Source organism: Bacillus sp. FSL M8-0350, from assembly GCF_038593345.1.
Lineage (GTDB): Bacteria > Bacillota > Bacilli > Bacillales > Bacillaceae > Bacillus > Bacillus safensis.
On record NZ_CP151985.1, the window covers coordinates 1,599,017 to 1,615,350 of the forward strand.

Annotated in this window: 17 protein-coding genes; all 17 read left to right on the forward strand. The window is 42.2% G+C overall.

Annotated elements, in window-relative coordinates:
• Positions 1 to 20: 20 nt before the first annotated feature.
• The 17 genes from flhA to dxr all read left to right on the forward strand — a co-directional run bounded on the left by flhA (position 21) and on the right by dxr (position 16,332).
• A complete protein-coding gene (flhA, locus tag NSS80_RS08175) occupies positions 21 to 2,054 on the forward strand; it encodes a flagellar biosynthesis protein FlhA (protein ID WP_034281791.1) in 2,034 nt (677 codons plus the stop codon).
• On the forward strand, positions 2,054 to 3,163 hold the full coding sequence (flhF, locus tag NSS80_RS08180; RefSeq protein ID WP_317222046.1) for a flagellar biosynthesis protein FlhF: 1,110 nt from the start codon (positions 2,054 to 2,056) through the stop codon (positions 3,161 to 3,163). The genes flhA and flhF overlap by 1 nt, the downstream gene beginning before the upstream one ends.
• A complete protein-coding gene (locus NSS80_RS08185; RefSeq protein ID WP_051627337.1) occupies positions 3,157 to 4,062 on the forward strand; it encodes a MinD/ParA family protein in 906 nt (301 codons plus the stop codon). Before flhF ends, NSS80_RS08185 begins: the two co-directional genes overlap by 7 nt.
• Entirely contained in the window at positions 4,059 to 5,132 is a 1,074-nt protein-coding gene (locus tag NSS80_RS08190) for a chemotaxis response regulator protein-glutamate methylesterase (RefSeq protein WP_342498454.1), read from the forward strand. Before NSS80_RS08185 ends, NSS80_RS08190 begins: the two co-directional genes overlap by 4 nt.
• A 5-nt stretch (positions 5,133 to 5,137) precedes the next feature.
• Positions 5,138 to 7,165 (forward strand): chemotaxis protein CheA, encoded by a 2,028-nt coding sequence (locus NSS80_RS08195; protein WP_317222045.1) that lies wholly within the window; start codon positions 5,138 to 5,140, stop codon positions 7,163 to 7,165.
• A gap of 24 nt (positions 7,166 to 7,189) precedes the next feature.
• Positions 7,190 to 7,651 (forward strand): chemotaxis protein CheW, encoded by a 462-nt coding sequence (locus NSS80_RS08200; protein WP_024424157.1) that lies wholly within the window; start codon positions 7,190 to 7,192, stop codon positions 7,649 to 7,651.
• A 12-nt stretch (positions 7,652 to 7,663) separates the two neighbouring features.
• Complete coding sequence (locus tag NSS80_RS08205; RefSeq protein ID WP_024424156.1) at positions 7,664 to 8,290, forward strand: chemotaxis protein CheC; 627 nt, start codon at positions 7,664 to 7,666, stop codon at positions 8,288 to 8,290.
• Positions 8,290 to 8,790, forward strand: coding sequence for a chemotaxis protein CheD (locus NSS80_RS08210; RefSeq protein ID WP_024426989.1), 501 nt, complete (start codon positions 8,290 to 8,292; stop codon positions 8,788 to 8,790). The genes NSS80_RS08205 and NSS80_RS08210 overlap by 1 nt, the downstream gene beginning before the upstream one ends.
• 24 nt (positions 8,791 to 8,814) lie before the next feature.
• The gene (locus tag NSS80_RS08215; protein ID WP_024424154.1) at positions 8,815 to 9,582 is read left to right on the forward strand and encodes a FliA/WhiG family RNA polymerase sigma factor; all 768 of its coding nucleotides are present in this window, start codon (positions 8,815 to 8,817) and stop codon (positions 9,580 to 9,582) included.
• A 21-nt stretch (positions 9,583 to 9,603) separates the two neighbouring features.
• Positions 9,604 to 10,143 (forward strand): Swarming motility protein SwrB, encoded by a 540-nt coding sequence (locus NSS80_RS08220; protein WP_317222044.1) that lies wholly within the window; start codon positions 9,604 to 9,606, stop codon positions 10,141 to 10,143.
• Between the two features lie 154 nt (positions 10,144 to 10,297).
• Positions 10,298 to 11,032, forward strand: a complete 735-nt coding sequence (rpsB, locus tag NSS80_RS08225; protein WP_024426991.1) for a 30S ribosomal protein S2 — start codon at positions 10,298 to 10,300, stop codon at positions 11,030 to 11,032.
• A gap of 91 nt (positions 11,033 to 11,123) precedes the next feature.
• The gene (tsf, locus tag NSS80_RS08230) at positions 11,124 to 12,005 is read left to right on the forward strand and encodes a translation elongation factor Ts (protein WP_024424151.1); all 882 of its coding nucleotides are present in this window, start codon (positions 11,124 to 11,126) and stop codon (positions 12,003 to 12,005) included.
• A gap of 134 nt (positions 12,006 to 12,139) precedes the next feature.
• Positions 12,140 to 12,862 (forward strand): UMP kinase, encoded by a 723-nt coding sequence (gene pyrH, locus NSS80_RS08235; protein ID WP_008344767.1) that lies wholly within the window; start codon positions 12,140 to 12,142, stop codon positions 12,860 to 12,862.
• 1 nt (position 12,863) lies between these two features.
• A complete protein-coding gene (gene frr / locus NSS80_RS08240) occupies positions 12,864 to 13,421 on the forward strand; it encodes a ribosome recycling factor (protein ID WP_024424150.1) in 558 nt (185 codons plus the stop codon).
• Positions 13,422 to 13,551: 130 nt separating this feature from the next.
• Positions 13,552 to 14,334, forward strand: a complete 783-nt coding sequence (locus NSS80_RS08245) for an isoprenyl transferase (protein WP_034281803.1) — start codon at positions 13,552 to 13,554, stop codon at positions 14,332 to 14,334.
• Between the two features lie 12 nt (positions 14,335 to 14,346).
• Positions 14,347 to 15,141 carry a phosphatidate cytidylyltransferase gene (locus NSS80_RS08250; RefSeq protein ID WP_024424148.1) on the forward strand — a complete coding sequence of 265 codons (795 nt, stop codon included), beginning with the start codon at positions 14,347 to 14,349 and terminating at the stop codon, positions 15,139 to 15,141.
• A gap of 39 nt (positions 15,142 to 15,180) precedes the next feature.
• Complete coding sequence (dxr, locus tag NSS80_RS08255) at positions 15,181 to 16,332, forward strand: 1-deoxy-D-xylulose-5-phosphate reductoisomerase (protein ID WP_024424147.1); 1,152 nt, start codon at positions 15,181 to 15,183, stop codon at positions 16,330 to 16,332.
• Positions 16,333 to 16,334 lie beyond the last annotated feature (2 nt).

Consider the following 16,334-nt stretch of genomic DNA (forward strand, 5'->3'; position numbering starts at 1 on the left):
TTTAAAAGGAGAGAACAGGCATGTCAGCAAGAGATTTATCTGTTTTATTCAGTGTTATTTTAATTGTGGCGATGCTGGTCATACCGTTTCCGCCAATGCTATTAAGTATTTTAATCATTATTAATATTTCTCTTGCGCTTATCGTGCTTCTCACCACAATGAACATGCAAGAACCACTGCAATTTTCAATTTTTCCATCATTGCTTTTGCTCTTAACGCTGTTTCGTTTAGGGCTTAACATCTCTACAACACGTTCTATTCTTTCAACAGGAGATGCTGGAAAGGTTGTAGAAACGTTCGGTTCATTTGTTGTTGGAGGAAATATCCTCGTGGGTCTCGTTGTTTTCCTTATCCTGATTATCATTCAGTTTATTGTTATCACAAAAGGGGCAGAGCGTGTATCAGAGGTTGCGGCAAGATTTACTCTCGATGCGATGCCAGGTAAACAAATGAGTATTGACGCAGATTTAAATGCAGGTATGCTGACAGAAAGTGAAGCAAGAAACCGCCGTGAAAAAGTAGCGAGAGAAGCAGACTTTTATGGAGCGATGGATGGTGCAAGTAAGTTCGTTAAAGGGGATGCCATCGCAGGTATTATCATCGTCATTATTAATATTATTTTTGGAATCATTATTGGGATGCTTCAGCAAGGAATGTCGATTCAAGAATCAGCTTCCCACTTTACGCTATTAACGGTAGGAGACGGGATTGTTTCACAAATTCCTGCACTTCTCATTTCAACAGCAACAGGGATTGTCGTCACAAGGGCTGCTTCTAATGGGAACCTTGGTTCAGATATCACTGAACAACTGTTTGCATTCCCTGCTATGCTTTACGTCACAGCAGGCACGATCTTCCTTCTTGGGCTGTTTACGCCAATCGGCGTACTTTTGACAGGACCGATCGCAGGTTTACTTGCCCTCGGCGCATACTTGATGTCGAAAAACAAACAAGACCAAGAAGAAATTGAAGAGGTACTGGAGGAACAGGCAGAGGTAGAAGAGATGAAAAGTCCAGAAAGTGTCATTCATCTCCTGCAAATGGATGCCATTGAATTTGAATTTGGCTACGGCCTCATCCCGCTCGCTGATGCAAACCAGGGCGGTGACCTGTTAGACCGGATTGTGATGATCCGAAGGCAGCTTGCCCTTGAACTTGGTCTCGTCATTCCAGTCGTCCGAATCCGGGACAATATTGCACTGAACCCAAATGAATACCGGTTGAAAATTAAAGGGAACGAAGTAGCAAAAGGAGAGCTGCTGCTTGATCATTACTTAGCGATGTCCCCAACGCCTGATGATGATCCGATTGAAGGAATTGAAACAATCGAACCATCCTTTGGCCTGCCGGCTAAATGGATATCAGAAGCAGAAAAAGATCAGGCTGAGATGCTAGGCTATACGGTTGTGGATCCAGCGTCTGTTGTGTCTACTCACATCACAGAAAAGATTAGACAAAACACACACGAGCTGCTCGGACGCCAAGAAACGAAGCAATTAATCGATCATCTGAAAGAAAGTTATCCTGTCTTAGTGGATGAGGTAACGCCAAATCCGCTGGCAGTCGGTGATATTCAAAAAGTACTGGCGAAGCTGCTGAAAGAAAAGGTCTCTATCCGAAACCTTGTCACCATTTTTGAGACGCTTGCAGACTACGGAAAATTAACGACTGATACAGATTTATTAACAGAGTATGTGAGACAGGCGCTGGCAAGACAGATTACCGCACAGTATGCAAGAGAAAATGAATCACTCAAAGTCGTGACATGCTCAGGCCGAGTAGAAAAGGTGATTGCAGACAGCGTTCAGCAGACAGAGCATGGTAACTACTTATCGTTAGATCCAGAATCCTCTGAAAGTGTGATTCAATCAGTGGCGAGAGAAATTGAACAGCTTTCGCTTCGTCAGGAAACGCCGGTTCTATTATGCTCACCTCCTATAAGAATGTACGTTAAGCAGTTGTTAGAAAGATATTTCCCAGATTTACCGGTACTATCTTATAACGAACTAGAAGCGAATGTGGAAGTACAGAGCATCGGAGTGGTGGATATCTAATGAAAATGAAAAAAATCACAGCAAATTCTATGCAGGAGGCAACGATTCAAATCAGGCAGCAGCTTGGGAAAGATGCCGTTATTTTAAATTCTAAAACCGTTGTCAAACGCAAACTGTTCGGTTTGAAGAAACAGCAAATGGTCGAAGTGATTGCAGTGCTGGATCAAGATTTCGAGGAAAGAGCTGGTAAAGGGTTAAACCCTGCACCGCCTCTTCCAGTGTTGCCAAAAAAGGAAAAGCTGCCCGAAGAGCCTTCATTTGTTCCCAAGGCGGCGAAACCAGCGCCTTCTCATACCCAGCCTTTAGAATATGTGAGGAATGAACGGCATGCGGGTATTCTGCCTGATCCTCTTATAGCAATCGATCAAAAGCTAAAGGATCAAGGGCTTGATGATGCCATTCGAGACGAATGCCTGAAGGGTCTTTTAACAAAGGGTGCTGTTAAAGAAAATCACATAAAAAAAGAACTTGAACAACTGCTGACAAATATGCTGCCAGCTAAAACCACTGATGAGCCGATGATTTCTTCAAAATACATTGTTTTGTTCGGTTCCACTGGAGCTGGTAAAACGACAACGATTGCAAAGCTGGCTGCTAAAACGGCTATTCAGCAGCAAAAGAAAATCGCTTTTATTACAACCGATACGTACCGTATTGCAGCGATCGAACAGCTGAAAACTTATGCTGAACTGCTGAATGCACCGCTTGAGGTTTGTTATTCGAGAGAGGATTTTGTAAAAGCCCAAGAGACCTTTAAAGAATATGATCATATTTTCATCGATACAGCAGGACGTAACTTTAAAGAAGAAGCGTATATCAAAGAGCTGACCGACATTATTCCATTTGATGAGAGCATTCAAAGTTTTCTCGTGATGAGTGCTACATCGAAGTATCAAGACATGAAAGCCATGGTCAAACGCTTTGAGCACGTTCCAATCAATCAATTCATTTTTACAAAAGTAGATGAAACGGACACGATGGGAACCATTTTTCAAATCATTGCTGACTCTCAAATCAAACTTGGTTTTTTAACAAATGGTCAAAATGTGCCTGAGGATATTCTTGAAGGTTCTCCTCTTGAACTTACAAGGATGGTTTTACAATCATGAAGCCTGACCAAGCAGAAGGGTTAAGAAAACTAGTTCAGCAGAGTCAAATCATCACACCTTCTCCTCTTAACGCCAGCGGACAGGCAAAGACCATTGCCGTCATGAGCGGTAAAGGCGGGGTAGGTAAATCGAATTTGACCCTGAATATGGCACTGTCTATCGCAAGTACAGAGAGAAGAGTGTTAGTGATTGATCTTGATTTTGGGATGGGGAATATTGATATTTTACTAGGGAAAACATCGACTAGTTCTATATTAGATGTTCTCGTTAGAAAAAAATCCTTCCAAGCAGCCATGACAAAAGGAACGGACAACCTATATTACATTTCTGGCGGAAGCGGGCTTGAACAGCTGTTTTCTTTAGATAAAGATCAATGGTCGTTCTTTTTGGAAGAGATGGAAAGAATCATGCAGGACTTCGATTGTATCTTTTTCGATATGGGTGCCGGCTTGTCAAAAGATCAGCTGCCTTTTGTCTTATCGGCAGGAGAAGTGGTCGTTGTGACTACGCCAGAGCCAACATCCATCATGGATGCCTACAGCGCGATTAAACACTTAGCCATTCATCAGTTTGAACGGTCTGTGCAAATCATTGTCAATCGGTGCAAAACCCCGTCAGAAGGGTCTGAAACCTACCGGAAATTAGCAGGAGTGGTCACATCTTTTCTTCACAGAAAACTTGTATTTGCTGGCGCTGTGCCTGATGATCCTGCGGTTCCTAAAGCAGTATCAGAACAAATTCCATTTTATATGAAGCAGCCTCATTCAAGGCTGAGTAAAACCATTAAGATGCTGGCAGAAACACTATATCATCAGCAGATAAGAGAGGCACGGAGAGAACAGCATACGTTTATAGATAAGTTGTCCTCTTTTTTTAAAAGGAGGAAGGTGGACTCATGATTAGAGTGCTAGTAGTAGATGACTCGGCCTTTATGAGAAAGCTCATTAGTGATTTTCTAAGTGCCGAGCAAGAAATAGAAGTCGTCGGAACGGCGCGAAATGGGGAAGATGCCTTAAAACGGATCAAGGAACTGAATCCAGATGTTGTCACGTTAGATGTGGAAATGCCTGTTTTAAATGGAACAGAAGCATTAAAACAAATTCTGGCTGAACACGACCTTGCCGTGATTATGGTGTCAAGCCAGACAAAGCAAGGAAAAGATTTAACCATCCATTGCTTAGAACTCGGTGCTTTTGACTTTGTGACAAAGCCTTCGGGAAGTATTTCTCTCGATTTGCACAAAGTGAGGGGGCAAATTGTAGAGCGGGTACTTGCAGCAGGACTGTCAAGGAAACGCACTGAAGAGAAGGTGTCTCCTAAGCCGGTGATAAAGCCGCCAAGTCCAGTGGCTGCACCCCGTCTGCAACCAGTAAAAGGCAGCTCACTCCGAAAGATTATTACTATCGGAACATCTACAGGAGGACCAAGGGCACTTCAACGAGTCGTCACGAAGCTGCCTAAGGACATCGAGGCACCTATATTGATTGTGCAGCATATGCCAGCAGGATTCACGGCATCACTTGCTACTAGGTTAGATCATTTATCACAAATTACGATTAAAGAAGCGCAAGATGGAGACATCGCGAAAAATGGAGTGGCTTACATAGCTCCTGGTGGAATGAATATGTCACTTCATGACCAAGGGGGGTCACTTGTCATCAGGCTGTCCACTGAAGACACGGAAAGCCGGCACAAACCATCTGTTAACTATTTATTTGAATCCATCAGCAGCATAAAGGGTTACGAGAAAATCGCTGTCATTATGACAGGTATGGGCAGTGATGGTACTGAAGGTGTCAAAAAAATGGTCGCAAGCGGTCATACGAAAGTCATTGCAGAAAAAGAAGAATCATGTGTTGTTTTCGGAATGCCTAAATCAGTCATTAAAGCAGGCCTTGCACATGAAACAAGGCATGTGGATGACATCGCACATGCAATTATTAGCTCCATGAAAAAAGAGAGGGCGTGAACACGTTGGATGTAAACCAATACTTAGATATCTTTTTAGATGAAAGCAGAGAACACTTACAAACTTGTAATGAAAAACTTCTTGATTTAGAAAAGAACCCAACCGACTTGCAGCTAGTGAATGATATATTCAGAGCGGCTCATACATTGAAAGGAATGAGTGCAACGATGGGCTTTGATGATATGGCTCATTTAACGCATCATTTAGAAAACATGTTTGATGCTATCCGTAATGAACAAATGATTGTCACTCCTGAGTCAATGGATACGATGTTCGAAGCACTCGATCATCTTGAAGCAATGGTTCAATCGATTGCAGAAGGAGGAGACGGGAAACGTGATGTCACAGAGATTAGTAAAAAGCTAGATGTGACAGGAAGCCATGCTGAAGCAGCTTCTAGCGTTGAAACAGCAGATGCATCAGCTGCTGCTAATGACTTAGATTATAACGAATTTGAACGTACGGTTCTTGATGAAGCGAGAGAGCAAGGCTTCAAATGCTATGAACTTAACGTGACATTAAGCGAAGCGTGCTTACTAAAAGCTGTTCGTGTCTATATGATTTTTGAAAGACTAAATGAAGCAGGCGAGGTTGTCAAAACCGTTCCAAATGCAGAACTGTTAGAATCAGAAGATTTTGAATCTGAATTCAGCATTTCTTATCTTTCTAAACAGCCGATGGACGAAGTGCAGAAAATCGTCACGGCGATCTCAGAGGTTGAGAAGGTTGAGATCTCTGAAGTCTCCGCATTTGAAGAAGCAGCTCCGGCTGAAAAGCAAGAGGTGCAGCCTGAACAGAAAAAAGAAGAAACATCCGTTCCTGCTGTAAAAGCGCCAGCAAATGATGCGCCAAAAGCAAATGGCAGTAACGGTGCAGCTGCCGGCGGAACGAAAACAATTCGTGTCAACATCGACCGTCTTGATTCTCTTATGAATCTATTTGAAGAACTTGTGATTGATAGAGGCCGATTGGAACAGATTGCTAAAGAACTAGAAAATAACGAACTCACAGACACAGTCGAAAGAATGACCCGTATTTCTGGAGACCTGCAATCAATCATCCTGAACATGAGAATGGTACCTGTGGAAACTGTCTTTAACAGATTCCCGCGTATGATTCGTCAATTGACGAAAGAGCTTAATAAGAAAATTGAACTGATTATTGAGGGTGCTGAGACGGAGCTTGATCGAACAGTGATCGACGAGATTGGAGATCCGCTGTTGCACTTACTTAGAAACAGTCTAGATCACGGGATTGAATCACCAGAAGAACGTGTGAAAAAAGGCAAGCCGGAAAAAGGTACGGTTCTATTAAAAGCGTATCATAGCGGAAACCATGTCTTCATTGAAGTAGAAGATGATGGAGGCGGGATTAACCGTAAAAAGGTGCTTGAAAAAGCGTTAGAGCGCGGGGTTATTACAGAAAGAGAAGCAGAAACGCTTGAAGATCATCAAATTGATTCATTGATCTTTGCAGCAGGATTCTCTACAGCTGATACGATTTCTGACATCTCAGGCCGCGGTGTAGGTCTTGACGTTGTGAAAAACAAGCTGGAATCACTTGGCGGATCTGTGAGCATTAACTCAACAGAAGGACAGGGTTCACTATTTTCGATCCAGCTTCCGCTTACATTATCGATTATTTCCGTTCTTCTTGTAAAACTAGAAGAGGAAACATTTGCGATTCCGATTTCTTCTATTATTGAAACGGCGGTCATTAAGAAAAGTGACATCCTGCAAACGCATGATCGTGAAGTGATTGATTTCCGCGGATTTATCGTACCGGTCGTGTACTTGAAGAAACAATTCCACGTACCAAATGCGAATGAATTAGAGGAAGAACTGCACATCATTGTTGTTCGTAAAGGAGACAAGCTGACAGCATTTGTGGTCGATTCATTTATTGGTCAGCAAGAGGTTGTATTGAAATCACTAGGAGATTATCTGCCAAACGTATTTGCGATATCCGGCGCAACGATCCTAGGTGACGGTCAAGTTGCACTCATCGTTGACTGTAATGCACTGATCAAGTAAAAAACAATAGAGGAGCGGTCTGAAATGAGTACAGATATCAAAACTGGCGAAAAGATGATTGTGTTTATCGTAAACAAAAAAGAATACGCCATTTCAGTATCAGAAGTAAAGTCCATTGAAAAATGGCAGCAGCCGACAAGAGTTCCTGGCGTTGCCCCTTATATATGCGGTGTTATAAATTTACGCGGTGTCGTGACGCCTGTCATTGACCTGAGAGTCAGACTTGGTTCTACTGACAACGAGATTACAGATGAAACAAGAATGATCATTGTACAAGTTGGTGACATTGAAGTCGGCTGGATTGTTGACGAAGCAAATGATGTTATTACCGTCCATCAGGAAGAAGTAGAATCTTCTCCTGAATCAGCTGAAAAAGAAGGACAGTCATGGGTGACAGGTATCATTAAGCATGATCAGCGTCTTTTCAATATTATTCATGCCGGTGCTGTCCTCGACAAGAGCGTTCAAGGTGCACCTGTTCATTAAGGGGGATGTGAAATGAGCATTTTCAACGAAATTAAAGATGAACAGCTAGATATTTTAGGAGAGGTTGGGAATATCGGGGCAGGCCACGCAGCGTCTGCTCTTGCCAACCTATTGGATCGCAAAATAGATATGGCTGTTCCTTTTGTCAAGGTTCTCTCGTTTGAAGATTTAATGGATTTCTTTGGCGGTGCAGACCTTCCTGTTGCAAGTATTTTCCTGCGAATGGAAGGGGATTTAACCGGCTCAATCTTTTTCATTATGCCGTTTGAGCAAGCGGAGCAATTTGTAAGAGAGCTTGTCCAGGACCCTGCATTTGATATTGATACGATTCATGAACATGAGATGGGGACGTCAGCACTTCATGAACTGGGAAATATTTTAGCGGGCTCTTATTTATCAGCCCTTGCCGATTTAACCAAATTGCAGCTTTACCCAAGTGTTCCAGATGTGACGCTCGATATGTTCGGGGCTGTCATTAGTGAAGGGTTGATGCAATTCAGTCCTCTTGGCGATCAGGCGATTGTGATTGATACATCTATTTTTGATGATCAAAATAAGCAAGAGCTGAAAGGAAATATGTTTCTATTACCAGACTTTGAATCGTTTGAAAAACTATTCAAAGCATTAGGTAACCTATAATGAACGTGCAAATTCCGGCAGTTGTAAAGGTTGGTATTGCGGATGTTCAGCTTGTTAAATCACCGGACCGCATTCGGACATCCGGTCTTGGTTCCTGCGTAGGGCTTGTCTTGTTTGATCAAGACAAAAGGCTGGCAGGCCTTGTCCATGTTATGCTTCCAGACTCCTCTCTTTCAAAAGGGGCGGTGGAGAACTTGGCTAAATATGCAGATACAGGTGTCAAGCATACAATTGATCTGCTCCTAAAAGCAGGCGCACGCAAACATGCGCTAAAGGCAAAACTTGCTGGCGGGGCGGAAATGTTTAAGTTTAAGTCAACCAATGATCTAATGAGAATTGGACCTAGAAACGTTTCAGCTGTAAAAGAACATCTGTCTCTTCATCATATCCCGATTATTAGTGAGGATACAGGCGGAAACAGTGGCCGTACGATTGAATTCGATCCGCTTACGGCAGAGCTTGAGATCCGTACTGTGAAGCAAGGCATTATGAAGATATAACTAAGGAAGTATAGGGGGATAAAGATGCAATCCTTAAATTACGAAGATCAGGCGCTATGGGCTAGATGGAAAGAGTGGAAAGACCCAGCTGCTGGAGATGATCTTATGCGCCGCTATATGCCGCTCGTCACATATCATGTTGGAAGAATTTCCATCGGTCTCCCGAAGTCAGTGCATAAAGAAGACTTGATCAGTCTAGGGATGCTCGGTTTATATGATGCCCTTGAAAAATTTGATCCCGGAAGAGATCTGAAGTTTGATACATATGCATCCTTCAGAATCCGCGGGGCCATTATCGACGGTCTTCGTAAAGAGGACTGGCTGCCTCGTACATCAAGAGAAAAAACAAAAAAAGTAGAAGCGGCTATTGAAAAGCTTGAACAGCGGTATTTGCGTAATGTGACGCCGACAGAGGTGGCTGAGGAACTCGGCATGAGTGAACAGGATGTCGTCACAACGATGAATGAAGGATTCTTTGCAAATCTGCTCTCAATTGATGAGAAGCTGCATGATCAAGAAGACGGAGAGAACGTCCAAGTCATGATTCGCGACGAGAAGTCTGTGACTCCAGAAGAGAAAATGCTGAAAGATGAATTAATTGAACAGCTTTCTGAAAAAATCACAGAGCTTTCAGAAAAAGAAAAGCTTGTGATCAGTCTTTTCTATAAAGAAGAACTGACATTAACGGAAATCGGTCAAGTGCTCAATTTATCTACCTCGCGCATTTCGCAAATTCATTCAAAGGCCTTGTTCAAGCTTAAGCATCTGCTTGATAAAGCCATTCAATCTTAAAGAGTTAGTGAGTGAAAAAATATGTTATGGCTGATTAGCTTCATGCTTCATGCTGCACTTATTTATTTTGTGATTATTTTATATACGAGAATGAATTCGCTGAAGGCAACAGAACAAAAGCAGCGAGAACTTCTAGAAGAAACGGAAAATACCCTGGCTGCATTTTTGTTGGAGGTCAAAGAAGAGAATGACAAACTATCAAAAGTGGCAGCCGCTTCCCCTGATTTTTCTGCTGAAGAGCTGAAATCGGATCTTCAGACACCAAAGCAGCCACAACCACCAATTGAATCCCAGCAATCGGTCGAAAGTGAAGATCCCGTACCAGAGCACCTGTCGGCTCTCCTTAGCGAAGTTGAGGTGCAGGAAGAGAAGGTAAACGAACCCGTTCCACAACTCGAAACAGAGGCTTCTATGCCTTCTAAAAGTGAAATAGAAGAAACATTCGAGGACCAAGTGAAGACCCTATATGATGAAGGGCGGTCACTAGAAGAAATAGCGAAAGAAATGAAAACTGGCAAGACAGAAATCGAGCTTTTATTAAAATTTAGCGGAAAGCTGTAAAGGATTCTTGATTGTCAGTCCATCATGTGTTATATTATTTCTTGGTGTTAAATACACACGCTTAATGATTCGTATGAAGGTGCTGCCGTGGCGCAGTTTTATGTGAACATGACTTAAGCGGAGGAAAAAAACCATTATATTAGGAGGCAACAAAATGTCAGTTATTTCTATGAAACAATTGCTAGAAGCTGGTGTTCACTTCGGTCACCAAACTCGCCGTTGGAACCCAAAAATGAAGCGTTACATCTTTACAGAGCGTAACGGTATCTACATCATCGACCTTCAAAAAACGGTGAAAAAAGTAGAAGAAGCTTACAACTTCACGAAAAACCTTGCTGCTGACGGAGGAAAAATCCTTTTCGTTGGTACGAAAAAGCAAGCACAAGATTCAGTGAAAGAAGAAGCAATCCGTTCTGGTATGTTCTATGTGAACCAACGCTGGCTTGGTGGAACTTTAACAAACTTTGAAACAATCCAAAAACGTATTAAACGTTTAAAAGATATTGAAAAAATGCAAGAAAACGGTACGTTCGAAGTTCTTCCTAAGAAAGAAGTCGTTCAACTGAAAAAAGAATTAGAGCGTCTTGAAAAATTCCTAGGCGGAATCAAAGACATGAAGAGTCTTCCGGATGCACTTTTCATTATCGACCCTCGTAAAGAGCGTATTGCAGTTGCAGAAGCTCGTAAATTGAATATCCCAATCATCGGTATCGTTGACACAAACTGTGATCCAGACGAAATTGATGTTGTGATCCCTGCAAACGATGATGCAATCCGTGCTGTAAAACTTCTAACTGCTAAAATGGCAGATGCGATTCTTGAGTCTAAACAAGGCGAAGAAGAAGCTGTTGTAGAAGAAACGACAGAAACTGAAACAACAACTGCGTAACCTATTCAAAAGGTGATAAGAGGGAAATGCCTTTTATCACCTTTTTTTCACCTAGTAATCCGTGTTTTAACATAGAAGGAGGAAATGTAAAATGGCAATTACTGCTCAATTAGTTAAAGAACTGCGTCAAAAAACTGGTGCAGGTATGATGGACTGTAAAAAAGCGTTAACAGAAACTGATGGTGACATCGAGAAAGCAATCGACCTTCTAAGAGAAAAAGGAATCGCAAAAGCTGCGAAAAAAGCAGACCGTATTGCGGCAGAAGGATTAACTCTTATCAAAACTGACGGCAACACAGGCGTGATCCTAGAAGTGAACTCTGAGACTGATTTCGTTGCGAAAAACGAAGGATTCCAAGCACTTCTTAACGAACTTGCTGATCATTTGCTTGCTGCTAAACCTGCAACACTTGAAGAAGCTCATGCTTCTAAAATGGAAAACGGTTCAACAGTTGAAGAGCATATCACATCTGCAATTGCGAAAATCGGAGAGAAAATCACTCTTCGCCGTTTCTCTGTCATCACAAAAGAAGATAATGCTGCATTCGGTTCTTACCTGCACATGGGCGGACGTATCGGTGTGTTAGCTGTTCTTAACGGAACAACTGACGAAGAGCTTGCAAGAGACATCGCTATGCACGTTGCAGCTGTAAACCCTAAATACATTTCTCGTGACCAAGTGTCAGAAGAAGAAGCAAACCGTGAGCGTGAAGTATTAACACAGCAAGCTCTTCAAGAAGGAAAGCCTGAAAACATCGTAGCTAAAATGGTAGAAGGCCGTCTAAACAAATTCTTCGAAGAAATTTGCTTACTTGACCAAGCGTTCGTTAAAAACCCAGATGAAAAAGTGAAACAAGTTGTAGCAGCGAAAAACGCAACTGTTCAAACTTATGTTCGCTATGAAGTGGGCGAAGGTATCGAAAAACGTCAAGACAACTTTGCTGAAGAAGTTATGAGCCAAGTGAAAAAATAATGTTTGAAAAGCTCTCTGGGGCTTTTTTAGGGAGCACAAGCACTGTGTTCCCTATTTTTTAGAGGATATTGATTTACAAAAGACAGTTTCTTACGCATAATAAGAGACGGTATAGTTTACACTTGGAGGTTATCATGAGCAAACCGAAATATAATCGCATTGTACTGAAGCTAAGTGGCGAAGCACTAGCGGGTGATGCTGGAAATGGAATTAACCCAACTGTCATTCAATCAATTGCAAAGCAAGTAAAAGAAATTGCAGAGCTCGATGTTGAAGTTGCAGTCGTTGTAGGCGGAGGAAACCTTTGGCGCGGAAAGACAGGCAGTGATCTAGGAATGGACCGTGCAACAGCAGACTACATGGGGATGCTGGCAACAGTGATGAACTCACTGGCGTTACAGGACAGCCTAGAAACGCTTGGCATTCAGTCTAGAGTGCAAACCTCTATCGAAATGAGACAGGTTGCAGAACCATACATAAGAAGAAAAGCGATCCGTCATCTTGAAAAGAAACGTGTCGTCATTTTTGCTGCAGGAACAGGAAACCCTTATTTCTCTACAGATACTACGGCAGCACTTCGTGCAGCAGAAATCGAAGCAGATGTCATTTTAATGGCGAAAAATAATGTAGATGGTGTCTACAGTGCTGATCCTCGTACAGATGCGGATGCAGTAAAATATGATAAGCTTTCATATCTTGATGTACTTAAAGAAGGGCTTGCTGTAATGGATTCTACTGCGTCCTCATTATGTATGGACAATGACATTCCATTAATCGTATTCTCCATTATGGAAGAAGGAAATATTAAACGTGCCGTAAACGGCGAATCAATCGGAACGATCGTGAGGGGGAAATAACGTGTCAAAAGAAGTGTTGAACCAAACGAAAGAAAAAATGGAAAAAGCCGTACAAGCCTACGGACGTGAGCTTGCAACTGTTCGTGCTGGCCGTGCAAATGCTTCACTGCTTGATAAAGTGACAGTGGATTATTACGGTGCACAAACACCGCTTAACCAAATTGCGTCGATCACAGTGCCAGAAGCACGTATGCTGATTATCACACCTTACGATAAAACAGCAATCGGTGATATCGAAAAAGCGATCCAAAAGTCTGACCTTGGCATCACGCCAACAAGTGACGGAAATGTGATCCGCATTGCGATTCCTGCGCTGACAGAAGAAAGACGTAAAGAGCTTGTGAAAGTCGTGAAAAAATACTCAGAAGAAGCAAAAGTAGCTGTTCGTAACGTGCGTCGTGATGCAAACGATGATTTGAAAAAGCTTGAGAAAAATGGGGAGATCACTGAAGATGAATTAAGATCATCGACAGAGGATGTTCAAAAATTGACAGATGAATATGTCGCTAAAATTGATGACGTGACGAAAGATAAAGAAAAAGAAATCATGGAAGTTTAAGAAAAAACTATGTACAATAGATAATAGTGAAAAGACCCTCTTCATGTTTACAGGGGGTTTTTTTGTTAATACTGTTGATGACTATATTATTTAGCGGGAACGCAACCTTTTTGGGTGATGGAGGAATCTCATGCTCAATATACTCAAAAATTGGAAGAATCAGCAAACAGCAGCTTCCAACTTAGAAAGCCTGACAAAAGAAGACATATTAAATGGAGAAATTCCTGAACATATCGCCATTATCATGGATGGGAACGGAAGATGGGCGAAAAAACGTGCTCTTCCACGGGTAGCAGGTCATCATGAAGGAATGAAAGTCGTCAAGCGCATGACAAAGCTTGCAAATGAGCTGAATGTCAAAGTGCTGACTTTGTATGCTTTCTCTACGGAAAATTGGAAACGTCCAAAATTAGAAGTAGACTTTTTAATGAAACTTCCTGAAGAATTTTTAAACATCTACCTGCCTGAACTCATCGAAGAAAATGTCCGTGTGCGTTTAACAGGTGATCCAGACGGCCTCCCGCAGCATACGAAAAAAGCGGTAGAGAACGCAGTAAAGAGTACGGCGAACAACGACGGACTCATTTTGAACTTTGCGCTCAACTATGGTGGGCGCACAGAAATCGTCTCCGCATGCAGACAAATTTCTGAAAAGGTCAAAGAAGGTAAGCTTCGAGCAGAAGACATCACAGAAGAGATGTTTTCAGCTTATTTAATGACAGAATCTCTTCAAGATCCGGATTTGCTCATTCGCACGAGTGGAGAAATTAGATTAAGCAACTTTATGCTTTGGCAAATTGCGTACAGCGAGTTTGTCTTTACGGATGTGCTTTGGCCTGACTTTTCTGATGAGCACCTTATAGGCGCTATCGGGGAGTACCAGCGCCGCGGCCGGAGGTTCGGTGGAATTTAGAGGGTGGTGCAGATGAAACAAAGAATTTTGACGGGTGTTTTGGCAGCTGCAGTCTTTTTGCTTGCAGTTATATATGGACAGATGCCATTTACCCTGCTGATTTATTTAATGGGAAGTGTCGCTCTCTTTGAGCTTTTAAGAATGAAAAAGATCTCGATTTTCAGCTTTCCTGGTATTGTCAGCTTAATATTGCTTTGGCTTTTAATGGGCGGAGACAACAGCTTCTTCCCAAACGTGGACGCATCAAAAATGCAGATTGCTTTATTTGCAGTCTTAATACTTTTAACTTATACAGTTTTGAGCAAAAACTCTTTCACATTCGATGAGGTTGCTTTTGTTGTATTAGCCACATTATATATTGGCGTTAGTTTCTATTATTTTATCCAAATTAGAGGCTTATATGGCATGAGTGCGATCTTCTTCGCAGCAGTGATTATTTGGTCTACTGACTCAGGAGCCTATTTTATTGGGAAATCTATGGGGAAACGAAAGCTTTGGCCAGAAATCAGCCCAAACAAAACAGTAGAAGGATTTATCGGCGGAATCGTCACAGCGGTCGTGTTGTCACTTGTGTTTCAGGCGGTTACAGGATTTTTGCCATCATATCTGCTTGTGATGTTTATTACTCTTTTACTCAGTATCTTTGGACAGCTAGGCGACCTTGTGGAATCTGCTTTAAAGCGTCATTATCACGTGAAGGATTCAGGGACAATTCTCCCTGGCCATGGCGGGATTTTGGACAGGTTTGACAGCTTTTTATTCGTTCTGCCGTTTTTATACTTACTGCTCGCAACGTTTGCCAGCTAACCTCATAGAAACTTATTGAACGAGAGAAGGAGTGGCAATTTGAAATATATTTCGCTATTAGGCGCAACAGGATCAATTGGAGAACAAACGTTAGATGTGATCAGTCAGCACCCGGACAAGTTTAAGCTGAAAGCCATGACATTTGGCAGAAATATAGCAAAGGCGATTCCGATCATTGAGCGCTTTCAGCCTGAATTCGTCGGCTGTGTAGACGAAGAAACCTATCACATGCTAAAAAATCATTCATTTGCATACGATGTGAAGCTGGCTGCTGGTGATGAAGCCAACATCGAGGCAGCGACCTATGATGCAGTGGACGTAGTGGTCAATGCACTTGTAGGGAGTGTTGGACTTGTTCCAACATTAAAGGCCATTGAACAAAAAAAGACGATTGCTCTCGCAAATAAGGAAACACTTGTGACAGCTGGTCATATAGTAAAAGAGTACGCTAAAACATATGATGTACCTTTACTTCCTGTCGATAGTGAGCATTCCGCTATTTTTCAATGCCTGCAAGGTGAACAAGCTAAAAATATTGAACGCTTAATCGTGACAGCTTCAGGTGGTAGTTTCCGAGATAAAAAACGAACTGAACTTGAAGGTGTTACGGTTGAAGAAGCGCTGAACCACCCGAACTGGTCGATGGGAGCGAAAATCACCATTGATTCAGCGACGATGATGAATAAAGGTCTCGAGGTGATCGAGGCACATTGGTTGTTTGATATCCCTTATGAACAAATTGATGTGCTGCTACATAAAGAGAGCATTATCCATTCGATGGTGGAATTTCACGACAAAAGCGTCATGGCTCAGTTAGGGACACCTGACATGAGAGTGCCTATTCAATATGCACTCACATACCCTGACCGGGCGCCGTTACAAGAAGCGAAATCATTGAACCTTTGGGAGATTGGACAATTGAATTTCCAAAAAGCGGATTTTGACAGGTATCGCTGCTTACATTTTGCTTATGAATCAGGTAAAATAGGAGGAACAATGCCTGCTGTACTTAATGCAGCAAATGAAATGGCAGTCGATGCATTTCTGAAAGGCAAAGTAACGTTCCTGCAAATTGAAGAATTGATTGAAAAGGCACTAATCAGACATCATGTGATTTCAACGCCTAGTTTGCAAGATATCCATGAAGTGGACAAAGATACACGAGACTTTGTTCAATCAATCCTCACATAAGG

Excerpts from the sequence above, each read along its gene's own strand:
- tsf (WP_024424151.1), top strand. The coding sequence starts at position 11,124 with ATGGCAATTACTGCTCAATTAGTTAAAGAACTGCGTCAAAAAACTGGT.
- NSS80_RS08205 (WP_024424156.1), top strand. The coding sequence starts at position 7,664 with ATGAGCATTTTCAACGAAATTAAAGATGAACAGCTAGATATTTTAGGA.
- NSS80_RS08250 (WP_024424148.1), top strand. The coding sequence starts at position 14,347 with ATGAAACAAAGAATTTTGACGGGTGTTTTGGCAGCTGCAGTCTTTTTG.
- NSS80_RS08215 (WP_024424154.1), top strand. The coding sequence starts at position 8,815 with ATGCAATCCTTAAATTACGAAGATCAGGCGCTATGGGCTAGATGGAAA.
- flhA (WP_034281791.1), top strand. The coding sequence starts at position 21 with ATGTCAGCAAGAGATTTATCTGTTTTATTCAGTGTTATTTTAATTGTG.
- NSS80_RS08245 (WP_034281803.1), top strand. The coding sequence starts at position 13,552 with ATGCTCAATATACTCAAAAATTGGAAGAATCAGCAAACAGCAGCTTCC.
- NSS80_RS08210 (WP_024426989.1), top strand. The coding sequence starts at position 8,290 with ATGAACGTGCAAATTCCGGCAGTTGTAAAGGTTGGTATTGCGGATGTT.
- NSS80_RS08200 (WP_024424157.1), top strand. The coding sequence starts at position 7,190 with ATGAGTACAGATATCAAAACTGGCGAAAAGATGATTGTGTTTATCGTA.
- flhF (WP_317222046.1), top strand. The coding sequence starts at position 2,054 with ATGAAAATGAAAAAAATCACAGCAAATTCTATGCAGGAGGCAACGATT.
- NSS80_RS08220 (WP_317222044.1), top strand. The coding sequence starts at position 9,604 with ATGTTATGGCTGATTAGCTTCATGCTTCATGCTGCACTTATTTATTTT.
- pyrH (WP_008344767.1), top strand. The coding sequence starts at position 12,140 with ATGAGCAAACCGAAATATAATCGCATTGTACTGAAGCTAAGTGGCGAA.
- NSS80_RS08190 (WP_342498454.1), top strand. The coding sequence starts at position 4,059 with ATGATTAGAGTGCTAGTAGTAGATGACTCGGCCTTTATGAGAAAGCTC.
- rpsB (WP_024426991.1), top strand. The coding sequence starts at position 10,298 with ATGTCAGTTATTTCTATGAAACAATTGCTAGAAGCTGGTGTTCACTTC.